The following is an 18255-nucleotide window of genomic DNA, read 5'->3' as shown; positions in this document are numbered from 1 at the left end:
TCTTGCTTATTTTAGTCTCATAAGGTCCCATCTATCAATCTGTTGAGTATTTAAGACAAATAGCTGCCTTTGCTTAAATACTCAACAGATTGATAGATGGCAAAAACAGCAAAAATCACGCCAATTCCAAACTTCCCATATATATTTCGACTAAAAATATATAAAAACTCATCTTTTATAGGTAGTGTTTCAAAATGAAACTCTTTAAATGACGGCTCTTTCCTTGTCCTTGCAAGCAATTCTACTAGATACCCAACAATAACATAACCCAAAACTAACAAGATTATTTTCCATAGGAAGGACAAGTGGCTATTCGAAACAGAAGTAAATCCATGTAGCAGCAGAATGCTCGCTGCGGGAACATATTTCGTGAGATCTAGATGGAATTGTGAACTATGAACATTTGCATAAATTTTATTAGTTTTTAGATCTAAATAATAGTTTCTACCTTGAAAGGTCAAGAGATAGGTTAAATATTCTTTTTCCTTCATTTCAATTGCTTTTCCAACCTTTTAAGGATAATCAATTTTTCTAATGGCCTATTTCCAAATAATAAGAGCCCAGATACTGGGAGAAAACCAATGATAGCTATAAAAGAAATAAAGCTTCCTGAAAAATAATAATCAATTATAAATTTAATTGACGTAAAAAATAGTATAGTCCCAAAAAACAATATTCCTTTACATTGTGTTTGTTGGTTATAAAGAAAATTAGGCCAGTCAAAATATAGTTTCTGATTAAAACTTTTTATAGTTCCTTTTCTAATATTTCTTAGAACAAATATTATCAAAACTAAAACGCAGAGAACAGTCGAACACAAAATAAATATTCTGATAGGCACACTGGCAACCTGAGGTGCTGTTGCTTCTGAATAAATGTTTCGTAAAAGAAAGGAAGCAGGCAGAATAGCCCAAGTGAGATTAGGAGCTTGCTCTTCTTTCTTATCTATAGAGTATAGTTGTCCAGTTTTTCTATCATAAAAAATATTTTTATCTCTGAAATTACCTAACCAAAATACATTCTTATTCATTGATTTCTTCYAAGTAACAACGGTTCATAATCATAGCACTTCCATTCAATAATTGATCATACATTACCTTAAACCATGGTTTATAAGCTAAAACTCTTAGTTTATTGTTTCATCAATTCCTTTATTGCTATCATTCTTTTCATAAAATTGCTTTTTGCTGTTACCATATAAAATATAAAATAAAAGGCAATAACTTCTATTAAGTTTGTCATGGTAGGAGCGTTCAAATATTCTCTCATTTGAAAAACAGTTAAGAAAGAACTCACTGCAAATGTAATTAGAAGAATGTATAATCGGTTTCTCTCTTCTTCTAAAAAATTCTTCCAACCTACATGTTCATATAATTTGGGATTAAATGCTTCAACGTTTTGCCCTAAATACTCATCTTTAAATCCAAAGTGACAAACCAAAGATATAAGAATAAGACACGCACTCAAAACAATTACTCTTAAAATAGGGGATTCAAGTTTTATATTGTTTACTTGAACGAGAAAGGCGTTTCCCAAAATTCCAATCGCTACTACTAACCACCTGAGATTAGGAAAAACTCTCTCATTTACTTTATTTGAAAATACTTTTTTACTTTTTACATCATAAAAGATGTTTTGACCTTGAAAGCCGCCTATGATAACCATAGATTTCGTTTTCTTCATTTTCAATACCATCATATTAATAAAAAACTAGAGCTGAAAGGAATCAAATCCTTCTAAACTTTACCTATCTACCCACTTGAGCTTCAAAGCGTGCTGGTTTGTCGTCCACATTGGTGATGTTGATGGAGTAAGGTTTGTTGTTAGTTACATCAAAAATTTTTTCTCCTTGATACTGAATAATTAAATTTGATTTTTCTATATAAATATCAGCTAAATCACTATTTTCTACATAAGATTCAGTCAACTCTCCCGACTCATCTCTGACCCATTTGAACACATTTTGATTACTTAAATCATAATGTAACTCACTACCACTTACAGACCAATACTCTCTGCCATTTAACTCTAGTTTATTTTTATCATTTTTCTTTAGAATTAACTCTGAATAATATTCCACATCCTGTATCCGAGGATTGACCGTTAGGCTGATCGACTGTCCAGGTTGTAGGGTATATTTACCAAGATTTTGTGCCCATAAATAAAAGAGAAAAGCTGCTGCCAGAACTCCAACAAGCAATAAACTACAACCTAAATTCCAATTCCATTGTTTTTTCAAGGTCATTTGTGAATCTCCTTATAGACCCCATATCATATTAGGACTCTATCCATTCTGCAATATTTCGTTCTCTTTCAATTTTCTCTGCTGACCCGACCACCTGATACATAGCAACAATACTATCATACGAAGAATCAAATAGACCAAACGAAAGATTCTCATCTTACTAAGAGCAGACAAAAACTCCTCCCTTGCATGTCCCACTTCCTGACCTAACTGATCAACCGTTTTGCCAGTTTCCTCTTTAATAGCAGCTGCATTCTTTGAAATCAAATAATAATTTTGGTCTAAACTASTGGTATAGGCTTTGGATATTGGTTCATCTAAGAAAAAATATACTCTATCAGCATACTTATCTTCAGACAAAGTATAGTATATTTCAGCTTCACTCTCCCATTTTTTAGGAAAACTAGTTATTCTAACATTTTCATAGTCCAGATGCATAATTCCATCCAAGACGTCACTAGTCCATTCTTCCGCAAAGTGGTATAGTTTTGCCTTTTTATCTACCATTGGCCAAACTATAACGTACCGACTATGCATGAATTCCTTGGCCAAAGACGAGTTGCTAGCCAGACTGGTCGCACCAATCTCATATACTGACCAAACAAGCAAAATGAGCATTAAGAAAGCTTGAGTTGGTTTGTTTTTAAAATAGTTTTTCATTTTTAACATTTTACTCTTTGATTGCATGCCTGATGGCCTGCTTCCATCCCAGCAATCTCTGTAGTATAGCTGAACTCTACCTGCTGATTTTGCTTGTCACTTGTATCTACCCCAACCAATTCACTAATAGCATTCTGAGCGGAAATACTATCCGACTTGATTTTTCCCATAGTTCTAAAACTCCTTAGAAAATTCATTTTTTATAACAATTTTATCACAAAAATATTACGTATATATTACAAAAATTGATTTCCCTTTTCACACTTCCTTGACATAAACCAACTCTTGTTCACTAGACAGGTCAGGTCGGTAAGTGAAGCCTGCGAAGTTTAATTTCTTCATCTGTTCGACTTCTGTCACTTGGTTAGTTATAAGAGCTGTTAAAAACTCGCCACGCGCTTTTTTAGAAATGGTCGAATGGATTTTCAGCTTGCCGCCTCGGTCTTCTAGAAATTTAAAGCTTATCATGCACTGGCGGATTTTCTTAGAAAAGACCGTTTCAAACTCGCTGGACAGAAGGGAGAAAATCACCTCATCTTCTGCCAGAGCTTGGTCATAAGCTTCTTTCCAAAATGCCTTGAGACTCTTCCCATCTAACTTGAGTGGCATCATAAAGTCCAAGCGATGGGGCGCTATGGGCTCCAGGGCAGGGATGACACCGTAAAGCGCTGATGTGATAGCAAGATGCTTCTCGATATACTGACTTTCCTCCTTGGTATAGTCCTGCCTCTTGATATGGCGGTACATAAGGCCATCAAATAGATAAAGTGCTGGAGCATGCTGCGCAGTCCCTTCTCGCAAAGCCTGAATGGCTTGCCACTCTACCTCCGCTCTTTCTGGGGAGATTTTATAAAATGATGCCAAGTCAGTTACTGACATGGTTGCCAACTCATCCAACACAGTTTGAGTTTGTGCTGAAGGTGGATTCGGGATTGCGGATGGCGCAGTTAGATTCAACTCTTTCGCAGTTGGGATAAGAATTTTCATAGTTTCCTTCTTTCATTTAGTGAATATGGCGGACAACCCATTTACCCAAGGCTGTCTCTAGTAGATAGCTGCCAATGATAAAGCCTAGCAGATTGGTCAAGATATCACCCAAGTCAAAAATGCCAAGATGAAAGAGATATTGGCTCCCCTCAACCAGACTGATAGCCAAGGTAAAATAAGCCACATGTTTCCATGACAGCTTGCAGAGAGAGCCCAGCGGAATGAACATAATGATATTCATGGTGGGTACCAGCTTATCTCCATAAATCCAATTATAGGTAAAAGATTGCAGATCCAGACTGAAGCCCTGCCTGCCGATATTTTTCAAAAAGAGGGTATAGAATAGAATGAGAAAATAGAGGGTGTAACTGGCTAGCACCAGCCAACGAGGAATGTGCCGACTGTAGAGGCCGCGAATAAAAAGCGAGCTGATGGCTGTCAATGTTAGAATGATAGAAGCTGGTATCAACAGGTTCCACTCTGGCTGATTCTTGTAAAAGACGACGGCTACGTAGGCATAAAAAAAGCGCATATAGAGCCAAGACCAAAAAATCAGACTGCCTAGGAAGGCTGCCATATCAAAGATTGTTTGTTTTTTCATCTGAAACCTCCCTTTCTTCTTTTTAAAATTATATCAAATTTCAATGGGACATTCTATTTTTTGCTTGACTTTAATTTACAGAGATGTTATCATCTAGTTATAAAGACTAGATAAGAAAGTGATAAAGATTTGAACGCTCAACAAGTTTTTCCCAAGTGGGACGAATTACCAGAACTGGACCTATATTTGGACCAGGTTCTGCTCTATGTAAACAATGTCTGTGGCTCTTCTATTTCAGCTGCTGACAAGGGACTAACCGCTTCTATGATTAACAACTATGTCAAGCATGGCTATATTGCCAAGCCGGTCAAGAAAAAATATCAACGCCGTCAGGTAGCACGCTTGATTGCCATTACGACCTTAAAAACGGTCTTTTCTATCCAGGAAATTTCAGCTACTTTAAATATGCTGCATAAAGAAGCAGATTCGCGAGAACTCTATGATGACTTCGTTGACTATATGAACGGTAGCAAGCTGGAGGTGGCACCCATCATTTCCACAGCCTGCCAGACGGTCAAACTCTATCAAAAAACCTTATCCCTAATCCAAGTACCAAATGAGGAGGAAGAAAATCTTGAACTACGCGCTTAAACTCAGTAAAAAACTATCCTTCGGAGAGGAAATTGCCAACGCTGTTACCCATGCGGTAGGGGCCGTTCTGATGCTGATTCTGCTGCCTATCTCAGCTATTTATAGCTATGAAGGGCACGGGTTGGTGGCCGCTGTCGGAACTTCTATCTTTGTCATTAGCCTCTTTCTCATGTTCCTCTCCTCGACAATCTATCACTCCATGTCCTATGGCTCGACCCACAAGTATATCTTGCGCATTATCGACCACTCCATGATTTATATCGCCATCGCTGGCAGCTACACGCCAGTCGTGCTGTCGCTGATGAATAACTGGTTTGGCTATCTCATCATTGCTATCCAGTGGGGCACCACCATCTTTGGCATTCTCTATAAGATTTTCGCTAAGAAGGTCAATGAAAAATTCAGCTTGGCTCTCTATCTGATTATGGGCTGGCTGGTGGTCTTTATCATTCCGCAGATTATCGGTCAAACCGGACCAGTCTTCTGGGGACTCATGCTGGCTGGTGGCCTCTGCTATACTGTAGGAGCCGGCTTCTATGCTCAAAAGAAGCCCTACTTCCACATGATTTGGCACCTTTTCATTCTAGCGGCCTCTGCCCTGCAATACCTTGCTATCGTTTATTTTATGTAAGAGAAAAACACAAAAACCGTCTTAGGATTTTCAGACGGTTTCTTTGTTTATGCTGATTATTGATTCATCCCTGCTTTTCCAGAGGACTTCTTTGCTTGTGCGCTTTTCTGACTTGCTTAAAGATTGGATATAAGATTGGGACAGCAATGACTGTCGCTAGACTGGAGCCAAATGTACCAGTAATCTCAGCTACTGCCAGCAAAAAGGCTGCTGGTAAACTACTCCCGCCAAACAGTGTTCCTATCAGAGTGTACTTGAGGATATTAAGCACAATCTTCACCAAAGCAGCTGCTACTGCTGTCACAAGAATATTTCTTAGTCGATCCTTTCTCTGAAAGAGTCCTTCATACAGAAAATGAATCACCACGGCTACCGCAAGAGCTTCTAGCAAGATAACTGGGATTTCCGCTGCATAACCATTTAGCAAGTCAAATATTCCCAATCCGATAGCAGCCGCTAAAAAACCGAGCTTACTGCCAAAAATCAGACAGCCCACTACCACCAGTGCATTCCCAAAGTGAATAAACTGAGCTCCCACAGGAATTTTAAAAAACTGAATGCTCAAAAAAATCAAAGCAGCAAATAAACTAATCATGGTTAAGGTTTGCAAATCAAGTGTTTGTTTCTTCATATTTTTCCTCCATTAAGGCTTGAAAATCAGCGAAAAGCTCTCCTAGATAGGGCTGGTAAACAACGCCCTTCTTTGGATCTATTTGCTCTTTAAAGCTAAAGGCCAAGCTCTTTTCAATAAATTTCAAAATCACCGGCAGGGCTTGTTTGATGTCAATCCCCTGAACAAAAGCCGCAGCTACAAGTGTCGTCAATATATCACCCGTTCCAAAAAATTGCTGGGGCAGAGCTGGACTAGAAAAGAGGTTAAACTCTTCTGTCGCCGCATCAAAATAGGCCACACCAATCTGCTTTTCTTTCATGGGCAAGCCAGTCAACAAGACCTTGCTCGGTCCTAACTCAGCCAAACGTTTGCAGTAGTCCTCCCATCTATCTTCTGATAAACTCTCTTCGTAGGATTCTTCTAACAACAAACAGGCTTCAGTCAAATTGGGCAGAACCAAATCGGCATGTTGGCAGAGGCGACGCATATGGTCTAGATGGGCATCTGAAAATCCCTGATAAAAAGTCCCCTTGTCTCCCATGATAGGATCCACGATAAGGGGCAAGCTTTTTTCCTTTTTAAAGCGCAGCAAATTTTCCACCTGTATGTCAGATTTCAAATATCCTGTTACCAGAGCTGAAAAATCGAATTCCAAGCTCTGCCATTGTTTCAAAAAGGCAAGCATCCCATGCGTATAATCATCTATATAGATGTCTGAAAAACCGCCTGTATGAGACGACAAAATCATGGTTGGCAAGAGAGCAACCTCTAGCTGGCAAATTGCAAAGAGTGGCAGGGCAGCTGTTGCAGCAACCTTACCTAAGCCAGAAATATCTGTGGCCAGAATAACTGTTTTTGTTTTCATGACTCCTCCTACTTGCTCTCTATTGTAAAATATCTGAAAATGAGTTACAATATGAAAAAATCAAATCTGTATGGGGACAGTTTTATGGTTAAAGCAAAATACCAACGCATAATTGATAAGATTACTAAGGATATTAAAGAGGGAAAATTGGCAACTGGTCAGAAAATTCCTTCTGTCCGGAAGCTTGCAGAGCGTTACCACTGCAGTAAGGATACTGCGCAGAAGGCTCTGATTGAGCTCAAATATCAGAAGTACATCTATGCCGTTCCCAAAAGCGGCTACTATGTGCTGGAGAATGCTCAGGAAAAAAAGCAAGATTTGGAGTTGCCTGTGAGGGATGACCGCCACCAAGCCTATGAGGATTTCCGACTCTGTGTAAATGAAACTCTGATTGGCCGAGAAAATTATCTCTTCAACTACTATCCTCAGCAGGAAGGACTGGAGGATCTGCGCCGCTCTGTTCAAAAACTGATGCTGGACTCTGCTGTCTATGCTTCTAGGGATCAGTTGGTACTGACTTCCGGCACCCAACAGGCCCTCTATATCCTTTCACAGATTGACTTTCCCAACCAAAAAGAGCGTATCTTGGTGGAGCAGCCGACCTACCATCGGATTAATGATCTTCTGCTAGCGCAAAAACTTCCTTATGAAACCATTGAAAGAGCACCACAGGGGATTGACCTGCAAGAACTGGAGAGGATTTTTAAAAGCGGAAAGATCAAGTTTTTCTACACTATCCCGCGTTTTCATTATCCCTTGGGCCACTCCTACAGTCGGCAGGAAAAGGAAGAGATTCTTCGGCTGGCACAGCTCTATGATGTCTATATCGTAGAGGATGACTATCTATCAGACTTTGATGGACGGCGGGAACTAACCTTTCACTATCTAGACAATAGCCAGCGGGTCATCTACATCAAGTCCTTTTCTACCAGCCTTTTCCCGGCCCTAAGGATTACTGCCCTGCTCCTTCCACCCCAGATTCAAAAGACCTTTATCGCTTACAAAAGCGCCGTGGACTATGACAGCAACCTCATCATGCAGAAGGCTCTATCGCTCTATATCGACAGTCTCATGTTTGAAAAAAATAGGCTGGCGCTGCTGCAGCTTCAAGAAGAGGAAGCAAGAAAGGCGCAGACACTGCTAGAACAAGCTCAGCTTCCACTATCCAGCTATCTGACCAAGGATGGCATTCTGTTAGACTTGAGGTCACTTTCTTCCGTCAGTGCTCTCAAACACAGCAGCCTGCCGCTTGACTTCTTTGAACAGAGTTACCTTGCTAGCTGCCCTTACCAGTATGCCAAGCTGCCTTATGATAACTTGGAAGAAAATTTAGAGAAATTAAAAGACTATTTAAAACAGGTGTAGAATTCATTTGGAATTCTACACCTTTCATTTATAATCAGGTTTTTCAAGACTCCATCATCCCAGCCTGCAGTTGGTACATTTTCTTATAGGTGCCATCTTGAGCTAGCAATTCTTCGTGGCTGCCGGATTCGATAATGCACCCCTTATCTAAGACATAGATGCAGTCGGCATCCTGAATGGTAGACAGACGGTGGGCAATGGCAATGGTTGTCCGACCCTGCCGCATCTTTCTCAGTGAGGTTTGAATCAGCTCTTCTGTCTCCGAATCAATATTGGCTGTCGCCTCATCCAAAATCAAGATTTTAGGTTTGGTGGCGATGGTTCTGGCAAAGGCTAGAAGCTGCCTTTGTCCGCTAGAAAAAGTCGCTCCCCGCTCAGTCACAGGGGCATCATATCCTTGAGGGAGCTGACTGATAAAGCCATGAGCATCTACAAACTTAGCCGCTTCTATAATTTCTTCTCGCGTCAGCTGCTCTTGGTAAAGCTGAATATTGGAAGCAACGGTACCATGATAAAGGAAGGGATCCTGCAAAACAAGGCCAATCTTTCGCCGCAGCTCCGCCTGACTAAAGTCTTTAATATCACGGCCATCAATCAAAATCTGTCCCTGCTCAAACTCATAAAAACGTAGGAAAAGATTAATAATAGAGGATTTACCAGAGCCAGTCGAACCCACAAAGGCAATCGTCTGGCCTTTTTTGACAGAAAAGGAAATATCCTGTAAAACATTACGCTTTCCATCATAGGAAAAGGAAACATGCTTGAATTCAATATTGCCATCCTGAATTTGCAAGTTTAGATTAGCCTGATCAGGCTCGTAGTCGGTGCGGTCCATAATTTCAAAAACCCGTTCCGCAGCAACCATAGATGTCTGTAAAACAGAGTAATTCTGCATAACATCAATCAAAGGATTAAAAAGCTGATTAACATACTGGATAAAGGCATACATAATACCTGCTGTAATACCCGCCACTTGCCAAGTCAAGCCAAAGTAAGTCAGAATCACTCCATAAGCCAAGATTTTCAGCAGGGACATGGCCGGTCTCAGAAAGAGACTGTTGATATTGAGATAGCGATTGGTAAAGCCTAAATGCTGACCGTTGATTTCTTCAAATTCCCGCAGCAAGCGCTTCTCTTGCCCAAAAGCTTGGATAATCCGCATCCCTTCAATACTCTCAGATAGCTTGACATTCAAATCGCTGAGTTTATTCCGGACCTGCTTCAGCTGACGATTGGATAAATGCTGATAAAGCAAGATAGAAGCTGCCATCAGAGGTAAAAAGAGAGCGATCATGAAGGTCAATTGCCAGTTGAGGGCAAACATGGCGCTCAAAGTAACAACTAGAATCAGTAAGGAGCTCAAAAAATTAGAAAAAATCTCACTGAACATATCTGCGACTGCCTGAGTATCATTAGTCAGGCGGGAAACGATAGCACCAGCTGGCGTCCTGTCAAAATAAGCCATTTGCAGACGCTGGATATTGGCAAAGCTTTCCTGTCGCAAGTCCCGAACCACACTTTGAGCCACACGTGCAAAGAAATACTTTCCCAAGAAGGTAAAAAGTACCCGCAAGAGGAAAAGGCCATAGTAAAGAGCCAGCAAAGGCAGGCCAGCCCAAGCTTGATTACGGCCGATAAACTGATCAATAAAATAGCGAGCCAAGAGCGGCAATGCCGTTGTGACCAGAGTCGTCAGCAGGATGAAGCTCAAGGCCATGCTGCTTACTATTCTGTAGCGCCACATATAGCCTAGGAGGCGATGAAAAGTTGCTTTCTTTTTCATATTAATCTTCCTCCTTCAAGCTTTCTGCCAGCTGCTGATTATGGTATGTCTGAGCATACCAGCCCTTTTGCTCCAGTAGCTCTTGGTGAGTGCCCCGCTCCTTGATTCGTCCCTCTTCCATGACCAAAATCAAGTCTGCATGCACCAAGGCCGACAGACGATGAGCTGTGATGATGGTTGTCTTGCCAGCACGCTCTGACTTTAGATTTTCTAAAATCAGATGCTCTGTCTTGGCATCAACAGCCGACAGGGAATCATCTAAAATCAGAATTTCAGGATTGGTAATAATAGCACGACTCATCGCCAAGCGCTGCTTCTGTCCACCAGACAGAGACAAACCCCGCTCACCGACAACCGTATCCAGCCCCTCTGGCATAGCTTGGATATCCTCATAAACACCGCATAGTTGAGCAGCAGCTAGAACCTGGCTATCTGTCAGCTGGGGGTTAGCAAAGCGGATATTGTCCCGAATCGACAGAGCAAAGAGCATCTGTTCCTGTGGTACATAGCCGATAAGACGGCGCAAGTCTTTGAGGCGGTACTCCCGGATATCATGGCCATTCAGATAGATAGCCCCCTCCTGAATATCCTGCTCCCGCAGCAGCAAGCGCAGAAGAGTGGTCTTCCCAGAGCCCGTCTGACCAACAATTCCCAGTGTCTGTCCCTGCTCAATGGAAAAATGAATAGCCGATAAACTAGTCTCCTCTGCATAAGCAAACTTCTGAATGTCATAATCTAATCGACCATTTTCCGCATGAGAGAGGGGGTGTTCAGACTCCTTGACATCTGACTCCTGAGCCAGCAGTTTCTCAATCCGCTCATAAGAAACAGCACCTCGCTGGCCGATGTTAAAAAGATAGCCTGTAGCCTGCAGCGGCCAAACCAGCATATCCAGATAAGTGATAAAAGTTACCAACTCTCCTATGGTAAACTGCCCTTGGGAGATAAAAATTCCACCGAAAATCAAGGTCAAAACATAAGAAAGACCGATAAAAAGCAAAACCAAGGGGTCAAAAAGAGAATCGTACTTGGCAGCCAAAACATTTTTTTCGTAGACTTCTTGATTGGTCTTAGCAAAAGACTGAGTCTCAGCTTCATGATAACCAAAGGACTTGGTCACTCGAATACCTGAAACACTCTCCTGTACCTTATTGTTCAAATCTGAAAAAGCCTCTTGAGCAGCCTTAAAACTTTCATGATTTTTTCGACCAATCAAGCCTGTGCCCCATGACAAGAAGGGCATGGGCACAATGGCAATCAAGGTCAGACGCCAGTCCAAAATGAAAAACATAGTCAGCAGGGTCACTAGAGCTGTAATAGAAGCATCCACAGCTGACATGACTCCACCACCAGCCAGACTAACAACTGCATTGATATCGTTTGTTGCATGAGCCATCAAATCCCCTGTTCGGTATTTCTGATAAAAAGAGGGAGACATGTGAGTAAAGTGCTCGAACAATCGAGAGCGCAGAATCCGTCCCAGATTATTGGACGTCCCTAAGATATAAAGACGCCAGACATAGCGCAGGCCGTACATGATAAAAGCTGAAGCAATCAGCAACAGCAAATTAAATAGCAGCTCTTGAGAAGTCAGATGTTTGCTAGCAATTCGGTCAATAACCTGACCGATGACTCTGGGCGGTATCAGATTGAAGACACTGACCAAGGACAAGGCCAAAATACCGATGATATAGCGCCGCTTTTCCAACTTAAAAAACCAGGCTAATTTTCTAATGAGGTTCATAATTTCTCCTATTCTTACTAGTCTTTTTATTATACTGTTTTTTGAGGAAAAATGAAACACAGCGGATTGGAACGCTGTGCTTCGATTCTATTTTTTACTGGTCAGCTGGTAACTAACAGCCAGTAAATCAAAGATTTCCTGATCGCTCAGTCTATCATCCAAGGGCAGACTGAGCCAGTATTTCTTATTCATGTGAAAGGCCGGGTAAATCCCCTTTTTCTGAATCAGCTCTGCCACATGATCATTCTTAACATTGAGCACCTCAATAGCGCCGCTTCGCTCTGCTTCAAACTTAGACCAGTCTGTGGTCAAAAAAGCTCCGTACCATTTTTTACTATCCTGGTGGCGGAAAACCCCTGCCTTAGTCGAGCTCTTTCTGGACGACTTCTCCCAGAGGTACTCTATTTGCCCCTGATAAACCTCAGCTGCATGATCCCGCAGTCGCTTACTCTGCTCATAGAGAAAGCCAACTTCGTCAAAACAGTGCTGACGGATAGCCAGCAGAGCTGCCTGACAAGCTTCACGAACCTGACCGACAAACTCACCCGTCACCTGCTCCATCTTGACCTGCAGATAGGCGTCATCAGTATCACAATCAAAGACCTGATAGTCCAGCTTCCCATCTCTGATAGTCACCTCCAAGCGAAAGTCACCCTTCATAATCTTCTGCGAGAAATGGTAAACTCCATCAGACTCCTTAAAACCGTAAGTCTGAAGCTTATTTGGATTAGACTTGTATTTTTCAAATAGTTCCAACATTTTATTAGGAGCCGCTAGAGCCCTTCTCCTCCTTAAAATACAATTTTAGTTCCATGCAACTGATCAACTGCCAGACTATCTATAATTTGCTGACGATTGCCTAGATCAATGCCACCTCCCGGCATGATATCAATCCGATCAGCAGCATGCTCGATTAATTCATCCAGCCAAGCAAAATGCTCCTCAATCGGCTCATTAGCAGGTCCTCCGTGGGTCAAAATTCGCTGGACACCGTTCTCAATCAGCCAATCCATTTCGCTAAACTGGTATTCAGCGGGTATCGCGTCAAAAGCCATGTGAAAGACTACTTCCAGTCCCTTGCAAGCCTCTAGCAGGCGCTGCATCTTCGAAACATCTATTTCGTTCTTCTCCGTCAAGACACCAAAAACCACTCCCTGACTGCCGGCTTCCTTGGCTTTTTGGATATCAGCTAGCATAATTTCAATCTCAAAGTCAGTGTAAACAAAATCACCGCCCCGAGGCCGAATCATGGTCATCACTGTCGCACCGTAAGGCTGAGCTAAATTCACCGCTGCTTGAATCACGCCATAGCTGGGCGTCGTGCCACCAACAGCTAGATTATCACAGAGCTCAATCCGCTGGGCTCCCGCCTTCATAGCCTTTTCTAACAAGGTTACATTTTCCGCACAAAATTCATAAAGCATCATCTCACCTCTGATTTAATATATTGATTTCCTTTATCTATTATAACACAAGAGCTTCGCAATATCAGCTCTTATCAAATTTCCCAGCTTCTCTCTTACACCAATCAAGCCATTTGGTCTGATAGTCTTCCTTGGACAAAATGTGGTTCTGTAAGCATCTTTTCTCCCTCACAATGCTATTGCTCAAATAATAGTATAAAAACTCCATTTGATTCGGAAGACTTCTTCCTCAAATGAAGTTTTCTTTTTTAGATTCCATAACCCATGCTGAACTGGATTTTAGCAGCTCCGTTCTGGAAGCTAATCTTGTTAATGCTGAATTGACTCTGCGGCAGAGCTAGTAGGAAACTATCCCCCTCCGTTGTGATAGATGAATTAGAGGCCTGCATTTGTTGCTTCAGCATTCCTGTCACCCAAGATTTAGGGATAGGAAGAGAGCCCAACTTGGCACTATCGATTGTGATGTGCAAGACATTATCTCTCACCGTCACATCCACCTCTAGGTCCAGCTTACTGCCAATGAAGAGCAGTTTGACTGGATACTGGATGCGCAGCTTATTGCCTTCAATGCTGTAAACACTATTCAGCAGCTCCTGATTCTCAGAGTCAGTCAAAGAAGACTTGAGCACCTGATTAAGCTGGACGCTATTGAGAGAAACCTCCGTGCTGACTCCCTGAGCCGTTACATTGGCATTGCTCAAAGCCGGCTCAATAATGCTCATCCAAGAAGCACTACCTTGAACATTTTTTAATTGTTCACTTTGATTAACAGATGCAGGAACCAGAAATAGCACCGCTGCAAGCAACAGCACCAAAGCAATTCCCACTACTCTTTTTACCATTTTCATGTTTGTATTCCTTTAATTTGAGAAAATCCCTTTAGCTAAAAACACAGAAAGGATTTATCTTATTTTACACTATTTTTGCATAATTTTCTGTAACAAACATATTAAAAAGCTAACAATCCTGTGAGAAAAGGCTGGGACAGATAATCCCAGCCTCTCAATCACATAGCGCTAGTTTTACAAGCCTCATCATAGATAGCCTATTCTTATTTAATCACTTCCTGAGTCTTAGCATAGTTAGCCTCGACTGCTTCTTTTTCTGATTTCCACCAGTCTTGGTTGTCCGTGTACCACTTGATTGTTTCTTTGAGTCCAGCTTCAAAGTTGGTGAACTCTGGCTTCCATCCTAGCTCATCGCGAAGCTTGCTAGCATCAATAGCATAGCGGAGGTCGTGGCCGGCACGATCTGTCACATGATCATAAGCATCAGCTGGCTGTCCCATTTCCTTGAGAATCAGCTCCAGCACTTCCTTGTTATTCTTCTCACCGTCAGCACCGATCAAGTAAGTTTCACCAATTTGACCCTTGGTCAGGATCGTCCAAACACCTGATGAATGGTCATTGGTATGAATCCAGTCACGGACATTCTTGCCTTCACCGTAGAGTTTTGGCTTGATACCGCTCAGGATATTGGTAATCTGGCGCGGAATAAACTTCTCGATGTGCTGGTAAGGACCATAGTTGTTTGAACAGTTAGAAATAGTCGCTTTCACACCAAATGAGCGCACCCAAGCTTTAACGATCAAGTCTGAAGCTGCCTTGGTTGATGAGTAAGGCGAGCTTGGATTGTACTTGGTTTCAGCCGTAAATTTCTCACCTGGGCCTTCTCCATGACCTGGCAAATCTTCACGCAGAGGCAGGTCACCATAGACTTCGTCAGTTGAAACATGGTGGAAACGAATGTTGTATTTACGAGCTGCTTCCAAAAGTGTGTAAGTTCCGATGAAGTTGGTATGGATAAATGGACTCGGGTCATTGAGCGAGTTATCATTGTGGCTTTCTGCCGCATAGTGAACGATAGCATCCGCTTCGGAAGCCAGCTTATCTACCAAGGCTGCATCAGCAATATCTCCAACAACCAACTCAACGCGGTCGCCTAAAATTTCTTCAATGTTAGCCCGATTACCCGCGTAGGTCAGCTTGTCCAGCACTGTCACATGAACATCTGGAAAGTTATTGTAAACATAGTGGACAAAGTTAGAACCGATAAAACCAGCTCCACCTGTCACGATAATTTTTTTGTATTCAGTCATTGATTTATTTTTTCTCCATAATAAAACAAAATAAGGAATTATTTGTTTCGTAAAAAATAGTAATTTTGAAATTATATAAAGGGCTAAGAAAATAAACAAAAAGAGGAGAACCATCATCAGAATGAATCCTAATGGTCCTAGAGAAATAAGAAAATAGAATATAATCAGCAAGAAATAGATAATATATTCAAACACTTGTTCTATTCACTCTTCTTACAAATCTTCTTTTCTTAGAGGTTTGACATCCTTAAGTAGCGGATGGTTCTTGTCTGCTTCTGAGACTTCTGCTTCTTCTAGGTTTTCCCACTGAATGCTCAGAGCTGGGTCTGCATAGTTGACAAAGGCATACTTGGGTTTGAGTTCCAGAGCCCAGTAGTCATTCACCAGATAGCTATAGGAAACGGTGTCAGAAAGGACTTGGAAGCCGTTGGCGACGCCCCGAGGTACAAAAATTCCCTTGCTGGCATCAATTACTGTCTGATAGGTATTGCCAAAGGTGTCACCCTCGCGCAGGTCAACCCAAGACCCCAGTACCTTACCGTCATCTGCAACAGAAATGTACTTGTCCCAAGGCTCAGCATGAAGACCACGCAGGACATTTTTACGAGAAAAGCTGACATTATTTTGCAGTTTTCCTTCTGCAAAGAAGCTTTCAGGAAAGCCTAGCGGCAGCATTTTTTCCTTTTGAAAATTCTCCTTAAACCAGCCTCGGTTGTCCCCACGAACAGGGATATCAAACTCCAGCATACCTGGGATTCCGGGAATCTCACGCGCTGCTAATTCCTTATCAAAAAATTGTTCCGTCATCTTCTTATTCTTCTCCAATCAAGCGCAAGAGATAGTGACCATATTCATTCTTTTTCAATGGCTGCGCCAATTCATGCACTTGCTCTTTAGTGATATAGCCCATACGATAGGCAATTTCTTCCAGATTTGCCACTTGAACGTTCTGCATCCGCTGAACAGTTTCAATATATTGAGCAGCCTCTAAGAGACTTTCGTGAGTTCCTGTATCCAACCAAGCAAAACCACGTCCCATAAGCTCTACAGACAAATCACCACGATCCAAGTAAGCCTTGTTAACATCTGTAATTTCCAATTCTCCGCGAGGACTTGGTTTGATGTTCTTGGCAATTTCTACAACATCGTTATCATAGAAATACAGTCCTGTCACTGCATAGTTAGAGCGCGGCTGTTCCGGTTTTTCTTCGATGGAAATAGCATTCATATTCTCATCAAATTCTACTACACCAAAGCGTTCTGGATCCTTAACATGGTAGCCAAAAACTGTTGCCCCTTTTTCCTTAGCCGCAGCATTTTGGAGCATTTTACTCAAACCTGGGCCATGGTAAATATTATCCCCAAGAATCAGCGCCACGCGGTCATCTCCAATGAAATCAGCCCCAATGATAAAGGCTTGCGCCAATCCATCTGGACTAGGTTGCTCTGCATAAGAGAGCTTGATACCAAACTCAGAGCCATCTCCCAGCAGATCCTCAAAACGAGGCAGATCCGTCGGAGTGGAGATAATCAAAATGTCCTTGATACCAGCCAGCATAAGAGTTGACAGTGGATAATAAATCATGGGTTTGTCATAAACCGGCATGAGCTGTTTTGACGCAGCGCGGGTCAATGGATACAAACGTGTACCAGAACCACCTGCAAGAATAATACCTTTCATATGAGTTTCCTCTCTTAATGTATTCTCCTTATTCTACCATTTTTGAAAGCGGATGTCATCCTTTTCACTAGCCTTAAATAAAAGAAAAAGAGCGGAAATTCCGCTTTCTTCCGCTCTTTGATTCCAAGTTGGTATCAGCCCAAAGCCACATACAAGACCATCATGAGAACAAAGCCCATCATGAGACCTAAAGTCGCCACATCTGTATTGCCATTGGTCTGCGAATCCGGTATCAACTCCTCTACCACCACGAAAATCATAGCTCCTGCTGCAAAGGAAAGGGCATAGGGCAGAATAGCCGTCATGGCCATAACAGCTACTGCTCCCAGAACAGCTCCGATTGGCTCTACAATCGCAGACATGGAGCCCCAGTAAAAGGCTTTAAGCCGAGACTTGCCGTCCGTCCGAATCGGAATGGACAAAGCCGCTCCTTCTGGAACATTCTGCAGGCCAATTCCCAAAGCTAGGCCAATCGCGCCGACAAAGGCTTCCGGGCTAGGATTGGCGGCCAAAGCACCAAAGGCTACTCCAACTGCCAAACCTTCTGGGAAATTGTGAATGGTAATGGCTAAAAAGAGTAGGGCTGTCTTGGACAGCTTCTTTCGGCTATGCTCAGAAACACTCTCTGCCTCCGAAATATCCTTGCTCAAGTGCAAGTGAGGCACCACTGCATCAATCAGCCGCAGGAAAAAACCTCCCACTAAAAAGCCAATCGCTGCGGGCAGCCAGGACAGCTTGCCATAAGAACTTTGGGCATATTCAATCGACGGCGCCAGAAGCGACCAAAAGGAAGCCGCAATCATGACCCCTGCCGCAAATCCCATCATAATATCCAGCAGCTTACGACTGACCTGTTTAAAGAAAAATACAACAGCCGAGCCTACAATGGTACATCCCCATGTAAAAAGCCCAGCCAAGAATGCCTGCATAACCACAGGCTGCGATCGTAACCAGTCCATAATTTCTC

The 18255-nt window shown here is 42.2% G+C and carries 21 protein-coding genes and 2 pseudogenes; 3 read left to right on the top strand and 20 right to left on the bottom strand.

The genetic code is table 11. The annotated features are described in order from the left end of the window. Positions 1-50: 50 nt before the first annotated feature. The 8 genes and pseudogenes from K4H96_RS04505 to K4H96_RS04470 form a co-directional block, all read right to left on the bottom strand. Positions 51-491, bottom strand: coding sequence for a hypothetical protein (locus tag K4H96_RS04505; RefSeq protein ID WP_227956369.1), 441 nt, complete (start codon positions 489-491; stop codon positions 51-53). Beyond that, on the bottom strand, positions 488-1030 hold the full coding sequence (locus tag K4H96_RS04500; protein ID WP_223336998.1) for a hypothetical protein: 543 nt from the start codon (positions 1028-1030) through the stop codon (positions 488-490). Before K4H96_RS04500 ends, K4H96_RS04505 begins: the two co-directional genes overlap by 4 nt. Before the next feature lie 101 nt (positions 1031-1131). After that, positions 1132-1683 carry an ABC transporter permease gene (locus K4H96_RS04495; protein WP_227956367.1) on the bottom strand — a complete coding sequence of 184 codons (552 nt, stop codon included), beginning with the start codon at positions 1681-1683 and terminating at the stop codon, positions 1132-1134. Positions 1684-1747: 64 nt separating this feature from the next. Further along, the gene (locus K4H96_RS04490) at positions 1748-2245 is read right to left on the bottom strand and encodes a hypothetical protein (protein WP_223337000.1); all 498 of its coding nucleotides are present in this window, start codon (positions 2243-2245) and stop codon (positions 1748-1750) included. A 39-nt stretch (positions 2246-2284) separates the two neighbouring features. Then, positions 2285-2914 (bottom strand): hypothetical protein, encoded by a 630-nt coding sequence (locus K4H96_RS04485; RefSeq protein WP_227956366.1) that lies wholly within the window; start codon positions 2912-2914, stop codon positions 2285-2287. Further along, a pseudogene (locus K4H96_RS04480) lies at positions 2914-3102 on the bottom strand (TIGR04197 family type VII secretion effector); the annotation flags it as partial. The pseudogene K4H96_RS04480 and the gene K4H96_RS04485, both read right to left, overlap by 1 nt. 61 nt (positions 3103-3163) lie before the next feature. Beyond that, entirely contained in the window at positions 3164-3892 is a 729-nt protein-coding gene (yaaA, locus tag K4H96_RS04475) for a peroxide stress protein YaaA (RefSeq protein WP_223337002.1), read from the bottom strand. A 16-nt stretch (positions 3893-3908) separates the two neighbouring features. Next, a complete protein-coding gene (locus K4H96_RS04470; RefSeq protein WP_223337003.1) occupies positions 3909-4493 on the bottom strand; it encodes a VanZ family protein in 585 nt (194 codons plus the stop codon). A gap of 129 nt (positions 4494-4622) precedes the next feature. Between K4H96_RS04470 and K4H96_RS04465 the strand changes: the two genes are divergently transcribed. Both K4H96_RS04465 and trhA read left to right on the top strand, forming a co-directional pair. After that, positions 4623-5084, top strand: a complete 462-nt coding sequence (locus tag K4H96_RS04465) for a DUF1836 domain-containing protein (protein WP_125356244.1) — start codon at positions 4623-4625, stop codon at positions 5082-5084. Further along, positions 5068-5715: a PAQR family membrane homeostasis protein TrhA gene (gene trhA, locus K4H96_RS04460; protein ID WP_032906598.1), complete on the top strand. Its 648-nt coding sequence runs from the start codon at positions 5068-5070 to the stop codon at positions 5713-5715. The genes K4H96_RS04465 and trhA overlap by 17 nt, the downstream gene beginning before the upstream one ends. A 64-nt stretch (positions 5716-5779) precedes the next feature. Here the strand turns inward: trhA and K4H96_RS04455 are convergent, their stop codons facing one another. Continuing rightward, positions 5780-6346 (bottom strand): ECF transporter S component, encoded by a 567-nt coding sequence (locus K4H96_RS04455; protein ID WP_223337004.1) that lies wholly within the window; start codon positions 6344-6346, stop codon positions 5780-5782. Further along, positions 6327-7193 carry a pyridoxamine kinase gene (locus K4H96_RS04450; protein WP_223337005.1) on the bottom strand — a complete coding sequence of 289 codons (867 nt, stop codon included), beginning with the start codon at positions 7191-7193 and terminating at the stop codon, positions 6327-6329. The genes K4H96_RS04455 and K4H96_RS04450 overlap by 20 nt, the downstream gene beginning before the upstream one ends. A gap of 39 nt (positions 7194-7232) precedes the next feature. Here K4H96_RS04450 and K4H96_RS04445 point away from each other — a divergent pair, with 39 nt between their 5' ends. Further along, entirely contained in the window at positions 7233-8558 is a 1326-nt protein-coding gene (locus K4H96_RS04445; RefSeq protein WP_223337006.1) for an aminotransferase-like domain-containing protein, read from the top strand. Positions 8559-8601: 43 nt separating this feature from the next. Here the strand turns inward: K4H96_RS04445 and K4H96_RS04440 are convergent, their stop codons facing one another. The 10 genes and pseudogenes from K4H96_RS04440 to tmpA all read right to left on the bottom strand — a co-directional run bounded on the left by K4H96_RS04440 (position 8602) and on the right by tmpA (position 18247). Continuing rightward, complete coding sequence (locus tag K4H96_RS04440) at positions 8602-10341, bottom strand: ABC transporter ATP-binding protein (RefSeq protein ID WP_223337007.1); 1740 nt, start codon at positions 10339-10341, stop codon at positions 8602-8604. Between the two features lies 1 nt (position 10342). Continuing rightward, entirely contained in the window at positions 10343-12085 is a 1743-nt protein-coding gene (locus K4H96_RS04435) for an ABC transporter ATP-binding protein (RefSeq protein ID WP_223337008.1), read from the bottom strand. 87 nt (positions 12086-12172) lie between these two features. After that, complete coding sequence (locus K4H96_RS04430) at positions 12173-12844, bottom strand: MmcQ/YjbR family DNA-binding protein (protein ID WP_223337009.1); 672 nt, start codon at positions 12842-12844, stop codon at positions 12173-12175. A gap of 32 nt (positions 12845-12876) precedes the next feature. Next, positions 12877-13509: a copper homeostasis protein CutC gene (locus tag K4H96_RS04425; protein ID WP_223337010.1), complete on the bottom strand. Its 633-nt coding sequence runs from the start codon at positions 13507-13509 to the stop codon at positions 12877-12879. A gap of 64 nt (positions 13510-13573) precedes the next feature. After that, positions 13574-13663, bottom strand: a pseudogene (locus tag K4H96_RS04420) (GNAT family N-acetyltransferase); the annotation flags it as partial. A gap of 94 nt (positions 13664-13757) precedes the next feature. Beyond that, entirely contained in the window at positions 13758-14357 is a 600-nt protein-coding gene (locus tag K4H96_RS04415; protein WP_002909478.1) for a hypothetical protein, read from the bottom strand. A gap of 203 nt (positions 14358-14560) precedes the next feature. Beyond that, the gene (gene rfbB, locus K4H96_RS04410; RefSeq protein ID WP_223337011.1) at positions 14561-15607 is read right to left on the bottom strand and encodes a dTDP-glucose 4,6-dehydratase; all 1047 of its coding nucleotides are present in this window, start codon (positions 15605-15607) and stop codon (positions 14561-14563) included. 213 nt (positions 15608-15820) lie between these two features. Beyond that, positions 15821-16414 (bottom strand): dTDP-4-dehydrorhamnose 3,5-epimerase family protein, encoded by a 594-nt coding sequence (locus tag K4H96_RS04405; protein ID WP_223337012.1) that lies wholly within the window; start codon positions 16412-16414, stop codon positions 15821-15823. 4 nt (positions 16415-16418) lie between these two features. Further along, positions 16419-17288: a glucose-1-phosphate thymidylyltransferase RfbA gene (gene rfbA / locus K4H96_RS04400; protein WP_002897349.1), complete on the bottom strand. Its 870-nt coding sequence runs from the start codon at positions 17286-17288 to the stop codon at positions 16419-16421. A gap of 134 nt (positions 17289-17422) precedes the next feature. After that, entirely contained in the window at positions 17423-18247 is an 825-nt protein-coding gene (gene tmpA / locus K4H96_RS04395; RefSeq protein WP_223337013.1) for a ZIP family manganese transporter TmpA, read from the bottom strand. Positions 18248-18255 lie beyond the last annotated feature (8 nt).

The organism is Streptococcus sanguinis (genome assembly GCF_020729765.1).
Classification (GTDB): Bacteria; Bacillota; Bacilli; order Lactobacillales; family Streptococcaceae; genus Streptococcus; species Streptococcus sanguinis_Q.
This window is presented reverse-complemented; position numbering and strand designations above follow the sequence as displayed.

What these genes read in the sequence shown, in the direction of transcription:
- K4H96_RS04505 (WP_227956369.1), bottom strand. Translation starts at nt 491, where the DNA reads ATGAAGGAAAAAGAATATTTAACCTATCTCTTGACCTTTCAAGGTAGA.
- K4H96_RS04500 (WP_223336998.1), bottom strand. Translation starts at nt 1,030, where the DNA reads ATGAATAAGAATGTATTTTGGTTAGGTAATTTCAGAGATAAAAATATT.
- K4H96_RS04495 (WP_227956367.1), bottom strand. Translation starts at nt 1,683, where the DNA reads ATGAAGAAAACGAAATCTATGGTTATCATAGGCGGCTTTCAAGGTCAA.
- K4H96_RS04490 (WP_223337000.1), bottom strand. Translation starts at nt 2,245, where the DNA reads ATGACCTTGAAAAAACAATGGAATTGGAATTTAGGTTGTAGTTTATTG.
- yaaA (WP_223337002.1), bottom strand. Translation starts at nt 3,892, where the DNA reads ATGAAAATTCTTATCCCAACTGCGAAAGAGTTGAATCTAACTGCGCCA.
- K4H96_RS04470 (WP_223337003.1), bottom strand. Translation starts at nt 4,493, where the DNA reads ATGAAAAAACAAACAATCTTTGATATGGCAGCCTTCCTAGGCAGTCTG.
- K4H96_RS04455 (WP_223337004.1), bottom strand. Translation starts at nt 6,346, where the DNA reads ATGAAGAAACAAACACTTGATTTGCAAACCTTAACCATGATTAGTTTA.
- K4H96_RS04450 (WP_223337005.1), bottom strand. Translation starts at nt 7,193, where the DNA reads ATGAAAACAAAAACAGTTATTCTGGCCACAGATATTTCTGGCTTAGGT.
- K4H96_RS04445 (WP_223337006.1), top strand. Translation starts at nt 7,233, where the DNA reads ATGAGTTACAATATGAAAAAATCAAATCTGTATGGGGACAGTTTTATG.
- K4H96_RS04440 (WP_223337007.1), bottom strand. Translation starts at nt 10,341, where the DNA reads ATGAAAAAGAAAGCAACTTTTCATCGCCTCCTAGGCTATATGTGGCGC.
- K4H96_RS04435 (WP_223337008.1), bottom strand. Translation starts at nt 12,085, where the DNA reads ATGAACCTCATTAGAAAATTAGCCTGGTTTTTTAAGTTGGAAAAGCGG.
- K4H96_RS04430 (WP_223337009.1), bottom strand. Translation starts at nt 12,844, where the DNA reads ATGTTGGAACTATTTGAAAAATACAAGTCTAATCCAAATAAGCTTCAG.
- K4H96_RS04425 (WP_223337010.1), bottom strand. Translation starts at nt 13,509, where the DNA reads ATGCTTTATGAATTTTGTGCGGAAAATGTAACCTTGTTAGAAAAGGCT.
- K4H96_RS04415 (WP_002909478.1), bottom strand. Translation starts at nt 14,357, where the DNA reads ATGAAAATGGTAAAAAGAGTAGTGGGAATTGCTTTGGTGCTGTTGCTT.
- rfbB (WP_223337011.1), bottom strand. Translation starts at nt 15,607, where the DNA reads ATGACTGAATACAAAAAAATTATCGTGACAGGTGGAGCTGGTTTTATC.
- K4H96_RS04405 (WP_223337012.1), bottom strand. Translation starts at nt 16,414, where the DNA reads ATGACGGAACAATTTTTTGATAAGGAATTAGCAGCGCGTGAGATTCCC.
- rfbA (WP_002897349.1), bottom strand. Translation starts at nt 17,288, where the DNA reads ATGAAAGGTATTATTCTTGCAGGTGGTTCTGGTACACGTTTGTATCCA.
- tmpA (WP_223337013.1), bottom strand. Translation starts at nt 18,247, where the DNA reads ATGGACTGGTTACGATCGCAGCCTGTGGTTATGCAGGCATTCTTGGCT.